General features: G+C 41.7%; 12 protein-coding genes. All 12 read left to right on the forward strand.

Annotated elements, in window-relative coordinates; translation table 11 throughout:
- Positions 1-214 precede the first annotated feature (214 nt).
- Positions 215-655: a Fur family transcriptional regulator gene (locus U9Q08_02420; protein ID MEA3328578.1), complete on the forward strand. Its 441-nt coding sequence runs from the start codon at positions 215-217 to the stop codon at positions 653-655.
- Positions 656-658: 3 nt separating this feature from the next.
- The gene (locus tag U9Q08_02425; GenBank protein MEA3328579.1) at positions 659-895 is read left to right on the forward strand and encodes a FeoA family protein; all 237 of its coding nucleotides are present in this window, start codon (positions 659-661) and stop codon (positions 893-895) included.
- Positions 892-1,128, forward strand: coding sequence for a FeoA family protein (locus U9Q08_02430; protein MEA3328580.1), 237 nt, complete (start codon positions 892-894; stop codon positions 1,126-1,128). The genes U9Q08_02425 and U9Q08_02430 overlap by 4 nt, the downstream gene beginning before the upstream one ends.
- 4 nt (positions 1,129-1,132) lie before the next feature.
- Positions 1,133-3,277, forward strand: coding sequence for a ferrous iron transport protein B (gene feoB, locus U9Q08_02435; protein ID MEA3328581.1), 2,145 nt, complete (start codon positions 1,133-1,135; stop codon positions 3,275-3,277).
- Between the two features lie 98 nt (positions 3,278-3,375).
- The gene (locus U9Q08_02440; GenBank protein MEA3328582.1) at positions 3,376-5,316 is read left to right on the forward strand and encodes a TonB-dependent receptor; all 1,941 of its coding nucleotides are present in this window, start codon (positions 3,376-3,378) and stop codon (positions 5,314-5,316) included.
- Between the two features lie 12 nt (positions 5,317-5,328).
- Positions 5,329-5,991 (forward strand): MotA/TolQ/ExbB proton channel family protein, encoded by a 663-nt coding sequence (locus tag U9Q08_02445; GenBank protein MEA3328583.1) that lies wholly within the window; start codon positions 5,329-5,331, stop codon positions 5,989-5,991.
- A 63-nt stretch (positions 5,992-6,054) separates the two neighbouring features.
- The gene (locus U9Q08_02450; GenBank protein ID MEA3328584.1) at positions 6,055-6,483 is read left to right on the forward strand and encodes a biopolymer transporter ExbD; all 429 of its coding nucleotides are present in this window, start codon (positions 6,055-6,057) and stop codon (positions 6,481-6,483) included.
- Positions 6,464-7,165, forward strand: coding sequence for an energy transducer TonB (locus U9Q08_02455; GenBank protein ID MEA3328585.1), 702 nt, complete (start codon positions 6,464-6,466; stop codon positions 7,163-7,165). The genes U9Q08_02450 and U9Q08_02455 overlap by 20 nt, the downstream gene beginning before the upstream one ends.
- 102 nt (positions 7,166-7,267) lie before the next feature.
- Positions 7,268-7,942 (forward strand): hypothetical protein, encoded by a 675-nt coding sequence (locus U9Q08_02460; GenBank protein MEA3328586.1) that lies wholly within the window; start codon positions 7,268-7,270, stop codon positions 7,940-7,942.
- Positions 7,943-8,126: 184 nt separating this feature from the next.
- A complete protein-coding gene (locus tag U9Q08_02465; protein ID MEA3328587.1) occupies positions 8,127-8,642 on the forward strand; it encodes a MotA/TolQ/ExbB proton channel family protein in 516 nt (171 codons plus the stop codon).
- A 37-nt stretch (positions 8,643-8,679) separates the two neighbouring features.
- A complete protein-coding gene (locus U9Q08_02470) occupies positions 8,680-9,009 on the forward strand; it encodes a DUF2149 domain-containing protein (GenBank protein ID MEA3328588.1) in 330 nt (109 codons plus the stop codon).
- A 12-nt stretch (positions 9,010-9,021) separates the two neighbouring features.
- Positions 9,022-11,961 (forward strand): cobaltochelatase subunit CobN (locus U9Q08_02475; protein ID MEA3328589.1); only part of this gene is annotated, 2,940 nt, incomplete at its 3' end.

Genomic DNA, 11,961 nt, shown 5'->3' on the forward strand with positions numbered 1-11,961 from the left:
TGAGATTCTTCGGCCTTCGGCCTCAGAATGACCTTTTTAGCGTTATTATTTTTAATTTCGGTTAAGGTGTGCACTTTTAAAACTTAAATCGCTCTAAAACTGTGCACTTTTAATTTTTAAATAACATGTTTACAAAAAGGGCTTGACAACCTGAATGAAAGCGGATATAATTGTAATTGAGAGGCAATCGCAATTATATCGGAGGTAATGTTCATTGATTAGGCCGGAAGATAAATTTAGGAACTATCTAAAAGAAAAAGGGTTAAAATTTACCCCGGAAAGAGAAACTGTTTTAAAAGAGATCTTTTCCCTGCATAAGCATTTTGATGTAGATGAGATTTATTTAAAAGTGCACAAAAAGGACAAAAGACTTTCCCGCGCTACTATCTATAGAACCCTGCCGTTATTGATTGAAAGCGGTTTGATTGTTGAGACGTTTCGCTGCCTGGGTAAAGGTAGCTATGAACATACCTTTGGCCACCCGCATCACGATCATATGGTCTGCGTAAAATGCGGCAAGATTATTGAATTCAGCAATGAAAAAATTGAAAAATTACAAGAAGAAGTTTGCAAGAAATACGGATTTGAATCCGTGGAGCATAGATTAGGTATCAAGGGGTATTGCCGGAAGTGTTCGGGCAGGAAGGAAAAATAACTTATGGCTGTTAAGCCCTTAAAAGAATTAAAGTCCGGGGAAAAAGGTAAAATCACAAAGGTATCAGGTGAAGGCTTGATCCGCCGTCGAATCTTGGATATGGGTGTTATTCCCGGTTCGGAGATAGAAATGCAGAGAGCTGCTCCTTTGGGAGATCCGATCGAAGTAAAAATAAAAGGGTATCATTTGTCTCTGCGCAAAAATGAGGCGGCTAATATTTATGTGGAGATAGCAGGATGAAAGGGCAATTCGTGCCTTTAAATATAGTTTCTTCCCATAAACAGGTAACCTTAATGGCCATAACCAGCGGCCGGGGCCTGCGCAGCAGGCTTACCGATATGGGCTTAAAACAAGGGGTAAGGTTTAAGGTAATTCATTCTTCCCGGGTTGGCCCGTGTATTGTTTCTATCGGTAATTCCAGGTTGGTACTGGGCCGGGGGATGGCTCAAAAAATCTTGGTAAAGGAGGACTGACAAAGTGCCTAAGAAGCTGACCATTGCTTTAGCCGGCAATCCCAACTCGGGGAAAACCACGGTGTTCAATGCCTTAACCGGTTCCCGCCAGCATGTAGGCAATTATCCCGGGGTAACTGTAGAAAAAAAAGAAGGGGTTTTAAAATATAAAGGCTATGAAATAAACGTAGTTGACCTTCCCGGGATCTATAGCCTGACCGCTTACTCTATTGACGAGATTGTTACCCGCAATTTCATAGTAGAGGAAAAGCCGGATGTAGTAATTGATATTATCGATACTTCTAATCTGGAGAGGAACCTCTATTTAGCTACCCAGCTTATGGAGTTAAATGTGCCTTTGGTTCTCGCCTTTAATATGGCGGATGTAGCCAAGCGCCGGGGATTAGAAATAGACAGAAAGATGCTTTCTAAACTTTTAGGATGCCCGATTGTTTTTACTGTAGCCACAAAACAAAACGGGATAGATGAACTTTTAGAAGAAACGCTTAAGCTAGCCGAAACTGGAATTAGCTCAGAAAAAGTTACTGTGGGCTATGGCCGGGAGATCCGGGAAGAGATAGAAAAATTAGAGAATATCTTTAAGGAAGATAAGAAATTGACGGAAAAATATCCTTTGCAGTGGCTGGCGTTAAAGTTACTGGAGGATGATGGCGAGGTTGCAAAGAGAATAAACAAAAGCCCGTATGCTGCTCAAGTTTTAGAGCAGACAGAAAAGAGCATTACTCACCTGAAAAACATCTTTGGCGACAATCCCGAGGCAGTAATCGCTGAAAGAAGATACGGATTTATCAGCGGCGCCTGCAGTGAAGCTGTTAAAAGGACATACGAGGTGCGTCATACAATTTCTGATTGGATAGACAAAGTCCTGGTTAACCGGATTTTGGGGCTGCCGATTTTTTTAGGCCTGGCCTGGCTGATGTTTAAATTTACCTTTCAGGTTAGCGAGCCCTTAATGGGCTGGGTTGAGGCCGGACAGGAGTGGTTGGGCTCCTTAGCCGGAGGATTACTGCCCGAGGCAAGCGCGGTTCAATCACTGGTAGTTGATGGAGTTATTGGCGGAGTAGGGAGTGTGCTTATTTTTGTGCCGATAATATTCTTATTGTTTTTGGCGATGGCCCTCTTAGAAGATTCCGGCTATATGGCCCGGGTCGCTTTTATTATGGACAGGCTTATGCACAAAATAGGCCTGCACGGCCGTTCGTTTATCCCGATGCTCCTGGGCTTTGGCTGTAACCTGCCGGCGATTATGGCTACCCGGACTATAAATGACAGAAAAGACAGGCTGGTGACTATCCTGGTTAATCCTTTTATGAGCTGTGGGGCAAGGCTTCCGGTTTATGCTTTATTTATCGGCGCATTTTTTCCTGAGAGAATAGGCGGTAACGTGTTATTTTCTCTTTATATCCTGGGGATGGCCGTGGCCGTTATAATGGCCAAAATATTTCGTAAGTATCTGTTTAAAGGCCCGGCAAGCCCGTTCGTAATGGAACTTCCGCCTTACAGGGTGCCGACGCTAAAAGGGCTGATTATTCATATGTGGGAAAGAGGAGTGGTTTACTTAAAAAAGGCGGGCACGGTTATCTTTGTCGGTTGTGTCCTGGTCTGGTTTTTGAGCAACTTTCCCTGGCAGCCGGAGTATTCTAAGGATTACGATGCCCTGGTTGAAAAGGCAGGCAGCAACCAGGAACTTATATCCCGGATAGAAAACGAAAAGGCATTTGAGAAAATGGGAAAAAGCTATGCCGGCAGTATTGGGCGGGCAGTAGCCCCGGTATTTAAGCCCTTAGGTTTTGATGATTGGAAGTTGTCGGTAGGTTTGCTGGGAGGGTTTATTGCCAAAGAAATAGTCGTTGGCACGCTAGGGACGCTTCATTCTGTTGGTGAAGCCGATGAAGAGTCTACAGGGTTACGCCAGGCGCTTCAGAAGCAAACCCGGGCTGACGGCAGTAAAATGTACAGCCCCCTGGTTGCTTATAGCGTTATGGTTTTTGTTCTTCTTTACCTGCCTTGTGTAGCCGTGCTTGGGGTGATAAGAAGAGAGACAAATTCCTGGCGCTGGCCTTTGTTTGTCGTATTTTATACCACGACCCTGGCCTGGGCAGCGGCTTTTATTGTTTATCAGGGAGGAAGGATGTTGGGGTTAGGATAGCAGTGGATCACAATAACAGGTGAAGGTAATTTTTTTTGAAACATAATTGCAACTGCAATGCAATTGCAATCACAACGCGGAAAAAAGGGAGGTTAGCAATGAAATTTTTATTTGGTATTCGGCTGGGATTTTTATCCGGGGCGATATTCGTCTGTCTACTTAGTTTAACTATTTTTAGTCAGGCAGAAGCCCGGGGGCAGGTAGAAATATGGGAGGAAACAGGGGCTCAAGAGGAGGAAAAAGGATTTAATTTAGGCCAGGTTGTAATCACCGCTACTAAAACCGAACACACCTTAGGCGATGTGCCGGTGGCAGTAAGCGTGGTTACTTCTGAAGAGATCGAGGCCAAAAACATCAAAACAGTGCAGGATGCTTTGACATATTTGACAGGGGTAAAAATTAATAAGTCTTCCAGCGGCTGGGGTGACAAAGGAAAAATCCAAATTCAGGGCCTGGACGCAAAGCATACCTTAATCTTGGTAGACGGCCAAAGAGTTTTAGGCGGACACGGTGATGGCGTGGATTTACAGCAAATTTCTATAGAAATGGTGGAGAGGATAGAAGTAGTAAAAGGCCCTGCCTCAGCCCTTTATGGAAGCGATGCTATCGGAGGAGTGGTCAATATTATTACTAAGTCCGCGCCGGAGGAGCTCACAGCTTCTGCTTCTATTTCCTTTGGCAGCCGCAAGACACAGGTTCACGAATTAAGCGGCGGCTTTAAAGAAGGTAATCTTGGAGGCTTTCTTGATTTTACTTACCGGACGTCCGACGGTGTGCATCCTGAGTACATCGACAGGTATGGGGTAAAACAGAGCGATTGGTATGAAGAATATATCGGCCAGGGAACTTTTCAATATGAAATTACACCCGAATCTAAATTAACCTTAAAACCCTATTATTCCAAACATACCACAAAAAGCGGGGTTTCAGCGGCTGAAATGCAGGATCGTATCCAGGAAAGGCTTAGTCTCAATTCTATATGGGAGTGGACCCCTGATGAATTATCTAAATTAAGCTTAAGGGGTTCCTGGTTTGACTATAAACATTATACCGCTGACAAAAATTCGGATTGGAAGGATGATTCTTACGAGGCAGAGATAAATTACAGCCGGTTAATTATGGACAGACATACCCTGATTGGCGGTTATCATTATAATGGGGAAGAAATAGATGATAAAGGCAAGGATTATTCTGCTGAGCAGACCTTACATAGTTTCTTTATCCAGGATGAGATGGATTTTGAGCCAATTACTTTTGTTATCGGTGTCCGCGTGGACAACCACGATAAATGGGGGACAGAAACCAATCCCAAGGCAAGCGTGCTTTATAATGTAACCGAGGATTTTAAATTGAGAGGTTCTGTGGGAACGGCCTTCAGAGGCCCCAGCCTGGTTAAGCTTTATGCCGATAATTGGTCAATGGGGCCGTTTATTGTTCATTCAAACCCTGATTTAAAGCCGGAGAAATCCATTGGCTATCAGGCCGGCGCAGAGTATAGATTTTCGGAAAAACTTCTGGCTGAGGTGTCTTTTTTCAGGAATGACATTGAGGATTTAATAAATTATCGGACTGTAGAGTATTATTGGCCTTGGGGTGCTCCAAAATTTCCCTGGGATATGTACTGGGAAAACGTAGATGAGGCCATGACCCAGGGCATAGAGTTAAACTTAGCCAGCCAGATCATTGATAATTTAGGCGCAAGGTTGGGATATACGTTTCTGGAAACCGAAGATAAAACCACGAAAAGAGAACTTCTTAATAGGCCGAAGCATAAAGTAACCTTAGAAGTCGATTGGGATATTCCCGAGCTTGATCTCAACGTAAATGTTGCCGGTGAATATATCGGGGAAAGATATAATGGGGACGACTATGAAAAATTAAATGGTTATGCAATATGCAATCTTGCCCTGACAAAGGATATTGGCGAATATGTCCAGGTTTTTGCCCGGGTGGATAATCTGTTTGGCGAAAAGAACGTAGAAGATGAATATGATATAGACGGCACAGAATTTTTAGGCGGGGTAAAGGTAGCATTTTAAAGGGGATTGGTTATGTTTGAGCTTACCTTAAAAGGCGGGCCGTTGATGTGGCCTATTTTGTTGTGTTCGATGATAGCCGTGAGTATTATCTTAGAACGATTGTATCATTTTCATCGGGCAAGAGCCGGTATGCCTAATTTTTTGACCAGGGTGGAAAGGCTGTTGTTGGATGGCAGGCAGGATGAGGCGGAGAAATTATGCAAGAATTCATCCGGGCCGGTAGCAAATATTTTGTCTATCGGTATCCACACACGTAGAAGATCTTCCGAAGAGAAAGAAAAAATAATTGCCCGGGCCGGCTCAAGAGAATTGAGAAGATTAGAGAAAGATTTAAGAGGCTTAGGGATTATTGCTCATATTTCTCCCCTGCTGGGTTTGCTGGGCACGGTTACCGGAATGATTAAGGCGTTTATGAAGATCCAGGAACTGGGAGGAAGCGTAGAGGCTTCGGTTTTGGCCGGCGGAATTTGGGAGGCGCTTCTTACGACCGCGGCCGGTTTATCTGTGGCAATTCCGGCGATAATTTTTTACCATTATCTTGAAGGGAAAGTAGATGATTTTTCTGCCCGGATGAAGGACGCGGCCCAGTCTTTAGCCGAGTGGTTGGGAACCGGAGAGTCAAAACCGGAAAAAAACAGCGGGCAGTTTAAGGAAGACGTAGAGTATGGAATTTAAAAACACAGATTACACAGATTTGAAAACACAGATTACGCAGATTATAAAAAGGGAGAGATAAGAATGGAATTTGAGGGCAGAAAAAGAATAAGGATGCATTTCGATATCGCTCCTTTGATTGATATAGTTTTTTTACTCCTTATATTCTTTATGCTTACCGCCAATTTTATAATGCAGCCGGGAATAAAAATAGTTTTGCCCGCGGCAAAGGCTGCTGAGTCCCAGAAGGAAGAAAGTATTATTGTGTTTATAAGTGAAGACAATGAAGTTTTTCTTGATGATAAGCAAATTGATATTGGTGAATTGAAGGCCTCTTTAGAGGAGAAATTAGAAACCAGCCGGAAAAAGACAGTGGTCTTAAAGGCCGATCAAAAGATAAATCTTGGTTTCGCGGTGAGAGTAATGGATATTGCCAAGCAGGCAAACGCGGAAGGCCTGGTAATTTCCACCCAAATAGAAGACGGGCTATTAAATGAAAAGGATTTCCGATGAAAGGGTAATAAAAACAGTCTTTCTTTTTTCTTTGGCAATGCATTTTTTGTTTTTGGGCCTGCCGGTAAGCGGATTGTTTACTTTTGAGAAACCTTCTCAACAAGAAAAAGAACTTCGGGTAAGAATAAAAATAGAAAAACCCCCTCTTTTACCAAAGATAGATGTGGTGGGGGAAGAAAAAAAACTAAAACAAGTTGTAAAAAAACCCGAGCCGCCCCGGTTGGAACCAGAACCTTTACCCGAAGAAGAAAAAATTACAGAAAAGCCGGAACTTAAAAAAGAAATTCCTGAAGAAGAGATTTTCGAGAAAGAGATTAAAGAAATAGTTTTGGAGGAAAAAAATCTTCAGCCTCCGGTTTCTGAGTATGTGCAGGTTATAGACCCCGATGACGAAGCAATGCTTCGCTATCAGGATATAATTAAGCAGAGGATCGAATCCTGCCGCAGGTATCCAAGGTGGGCAAAAAAACAGGGATTCGAAGGGGTGGCCTGCCTTACATTTGCGGTTTTATCAAATGGCCAGGAGAAGGGTGTTAAAATAGTCCATTCATCCGGATTTTCCATCCTGGATAATGAGGCAGTTTCTACGGTAAGGAGAGCCGGTCCTTTTCCTCCCATTCCCCGGGAATTAAACAGTTCTTGTCTTAAAATGGAAGTAGCCGTTGTTTTTAGGTTAAAATGAAAAATTTTAAAAGATTAAAATGATTACACAGATTTTAAAAATAGATTACACAGATTACTAAACAAGACAAAGATGAATCATATATTATTGTAAGTAAAAAATATGTGGCTATTTTTAATAATTCTTTTTATGCTGGGTTTTTTACATACCACGATTAATCTTTCTTTATTGGGAAAGAAAAGATATGTCATAGGTTTTAATGCTGCGTTAGCCGCAGTCAGTTTTTTTCTATTTCCTTTTGCCGCCAGGTTAAACATTCAGATGCTTGACCGGTTTGTGGGTAATTTCAATAGGTTATCTTCTATCTGCGCTTATCAGATTATCGAATCGATATTAATTATGCTCCTGAGTTTATTGTTGATAAAAGACCATTATGCGGGAAGGCAAAAAATGAGTTCAAGGTTCTTGTCTTTATTGCCTTCAGGAATATTCCTGGCGGGAGTTTTTTTCCTCCAGACATATTTATTCAACGTAATTGAAAAATTTCAATTTTATTTTATAGCTTTAATTTTATCATTAACGCTTTTTGGAGTCTTAATCTTAAGCGCCCTGGGTATAAGGCGGCTATTCCCAAAGTGGGAATGGCGTATAGAGCTGAAAATTATCCTTTCATTCTTGCAGATACTCCTGTCGATGTTTCTTCCGCTTATCATAATAGGGATGAAGATAGGCCATACCCAATTACAGGTTGATGTTAAGGCTGCCGTTATAACGCTGGCGGCTATGCTGATCGTAGTTTCTGCCGGCTATTATAAGTCGAATTATCGTAGTGCGTAGTGCGTAATGCGTATTGTACCTAAAAAATCTTATATAAGTAAAAGACAGGTTTTTTCTACATTACGCATGACGCACGACACATAACGAACCGGGGAGGGGTAGTATGACTTTATTTACCAACATACTTTACTGGATTTCCACGAGTTTACTAATACCCATTATTGTATTCTTGCTTCTTGCTTTTGTGAAATCTTTGCTAATGCTCGGAGGATTTTACGGTTTATATATGAGCCGGCTTAGATTTAAGAAAAATGCCGACAGGTTATTGAATCATCTAAAAAGAGAAGGCGCCAAAAAAATAGATTTTGCCGGGTATATACAGGGGAAAAGTTTATTTTTAAAGTATCTTAAAACAATGATAGATGTCAGCTGGCATCCTGTGCATTGCGAAAAAGCTGTTTCTGATTTTGAGATAGAAGGCGAAAAAGAACTGGAGATTTCTAAAACATTGATGAGGATCGGCCCGATGCTCGGGCTCATGGGAACATTAATTCCCATGGGCCCGGCGCTGACAGGGCTGGCAGCGGGAGATATTGCCTCTATGGCGCTTAATATGCAGGTAGCTTTTTCTACGACCGTGGTAGGTATTTTTATCGGCGCAATAGGCTTTGTTACGCAATTGGTTAAGCAGAGATGGTTTGCCGAAGATTTAAATAATCTTCAATATGTTTATGAATTAGCGCGTTCGGAAGACAGATGACAGAAGACAGAAGTCAGAGAACAGAAAAAACTAAACTATGAAGAAAAAGGGAATTTTTACGCATAGATTGAGGGGCAGTGATGATGATCCTCTTTCCGGCATGGCCAACCTCTTTGATTTGGCAATGGTCTTTGCCGTAGCGCTTATGGTAGCCATGGTTTCGTATTTTAAGATTTCAGAACTTCTTACCAAAGATGATGTTACGATGATAAAGAATCCCGGTGAAAAAAATATGGAGATTATCGTAAAGAAGGGTAAAGAGATAGTCCGGTATAAAGCTAAAGAGGGCAAAGGAAAAGGCCGGGGCAAGCGTGTGGGTGTGGCCTATGAACTGGAAAACGGCCAGATTATTTATGTGCCGGAGTAAGGGGATTAAGAATTGAAAAAGTTGAAAAATAGATATATTATTATCGGAATTATCGTTTTATTGGGCCTGGGTTTTATTTATTCTAAATTTGTCGGTCCCACCAAGGTTGCTTTTATAAATTTCCGCGATTTCCAATATGCCGCGATCTTAGAGGCAAAAGATAATCCGTTGATCAAGGTTGCGCGCATCACCTTAAAAGAAGATGAAGCGCCGAATCTGGACAAATACTGCGCGATTTACCTTTTTGGAATGGGACTTCGCCTTGATGAGGGGCAGGCAGCCGGGATTAAAACCGCTATAGAAAAAGGCGTTAAGGTTTATGCTTATGCGGCTACCAGCTCAGAAAGCGATTTAACCAATTTAACCGGCATCGACCTTAAATATATTGAGGGCTATTTTGGAAACGGAGGCAAAAAGAACCTAAACAGGCTTCTTAATTACACCAGGCGGGTGTTTGATAAAAAAGTTTTTTTTAGCCAAAAGATAAAGGAGCCGCAGATTATACCGCATGATATCTTTTTTCACTTAGGAGAAGATGATTACTTTGCCGGCTACAGGCAGTATCAGGACTTTTATGAAGAAAAAGGATATTTTAAACAGGCCGGGCCAAAGGTATGCCTGGTTACCACCAATATCGGGCCGCGTAATGCCAACCGGGAACACGTGGATATGATAATAAAAGACCTGGAGCAAAAAGGGATTAATGTTTATCCGATGTCCGGTTTTTTAAAAAGATTAGAGTTTATTAAAGCGGTAGATCCCTCTTTAGTAGTTCTTATGCCTCACGGGAGATTTGTCCCGGGCAGGGCAGATGAAGCCGTAAGATATTTGAGAGAAAAAAACATCCCCCTTCTTTGTCCGATAAATGTCTTTGGCCCTTATAATGAATGGATAAAAGACCAGCGGGGAATGAGCGGCGGTATGATGAGCCAGAGCATTGTCATGCCGGAATTGGATGGGGGAATAGCCCCTTATGTTATCAGCGCCCAGTTTAAAGATAAAAATGGGCTGTATATTTTTAAAGGATTGGCCAATAGGATTGAGACATTTTGCCGATTAATAGAAAACTCACTTAAACTAAAGTCTAAACCGAATGAAGAAAAGAAAATAGCAATTTATTATTTCAAAGGCCCGGGTTTAAATTCAATGGTTGCCGGAGGGATGGAGGTTGCCCCTTCTTTGCTGAATCTTTTAAGACATCTTGAAAGAGAAGGTTTTGATACAGGAGTTTTACCTGAGAATGAAAAGGAATTAATCCGGATAATCCAAAGGCAAGGCCCGGTTTTAGGTGTTTACGCTAAGGGGACATTTCAGAAATATTTAGAAGAAGGAAGCCCTGAGTTAATTGATACCGAAGCATATTTAGAGTGGTGTGAGAAGGATTTGGAACAGGAGATGTTTGAGGATATTTTAGAAAATTACGGCCCGGTTCCCGGTGAATATATGCGCGTTGAAAAAGACGGCAAAACCTATATTGCTGTTGCGAGGATCCGGTTCAATAATGTAGTAATCCTGCCCCAGCCTCTTCCCGGCTATGGAAATAATCAATCTCAGCTTATTCACGGGGCAAAAAAAGCCCCGCCCCACAGCTACGTAGCATCTTATTTATGGGTAAGAAACGGTTTTGGCGCCGACGCTATTATACATTTTGGCACTCATGGAAGCCTGGAGTTTACGCCCTGGAAGCAAGTGGCTTTGTCGGAATATGATTGGCCTGATGCGTTAATCGCCGGCATGCCTCACATTTATGTTTATGTCATCAACAATATTGGAGAGGCGGTAATAGCCAAAAGAAGAAGCTATGCAGTGATCACTTCACATCTTACCCCGCCGTTTACCGAATCCGACCTTTATGGAGCGCTTAGCGATTTGCATAATAAGTTTCATAATTATATTAAAACCGAAGATGAAGCATTGAGGAACGAATACAGAAAGTCTATAAAAAAAGCCGTGATTAAATTAGGACTGCATAAAGATTTAGGATTAGAGGATTTTGAGAATAAAAAATTAACTAAAGGCGTCTTTGATAAGCTCCATAATCATATCCATACCCTTGAACAGGAAAAGATTACCCGGGGGCTTTATACCTTAGGAGAGAGTTACGAAGACGAACATATTTATGAAACAGCGAAGCTTATGGCAATAGATTCTCTCAGCTATAGCGCGGCAAGGCTTGATTTACTAAAGGGCAGGATCACAGACAAGAAGATAAATGATGCTCATTATTTTGATGAAGTTTACCGGCAGAAGGCTGTTAGGATAATTGACAACATTCTACTTAAAGAAAATTCCGCTGAAAGTTTTTTAGATAAAGATGACGCTGAAAGATTAGAACAATGGGATAAATCGCATCAGACGATGACGGATGATGAATTTTTCGCCAGCATGGTTTCTTTAGCGCAAAGCGATAAGCCTAAAAACGATACCGGACCAAAAGAGAAGACAGGGCTTGACAGCGAAAAGCTAAAAAGACTGATATTAAAAGTAGCCCCTTACGAAAAGAAAAAAGAGCTGCTTTTGTCATTACAGGACGAAAATAGATTTAGAAAAATGTCCGCGTTATTAGATCCTCAAAGCCTGAAGAAAGCGATGAAAATAGCTAAAGTTGTGCCGGCAATGAAAGAGGCAATAGAATTGGCTGTGGATAATGATGTTAGAGAGTTATTGGTAATTATGCGGGATGAGACTATCCGCAAGCAAGTATTTCGTTATCTTAAAGATAAAAAGATGCGGGAAGCAATAAAAGAAGAACAGAAAAAACTCAAACAGCAGATAATATGGAAATGTTTGAATGAGGCTTATTGGCAGGACTTATTTATGGCCATAGATAGAGATAGGATAAAAAACAATATCGGTAAGCGGGATAAATCAGGCCTGCTTGATTTTAAGGAGCATTTGAAGTTTTATCTTAAAGCGGCAAAACTGGCTGATGATATTGCCTTTGTAAAAAGC

Source organism: Candidatus Omnitrophota bacterium (assembly GCA_034717435.1).
Classification (GTDB): Bacteria; Omnitrophota; JAUWXU01; order JAUWXU01; family JAUWXU01; genus JAYELI01.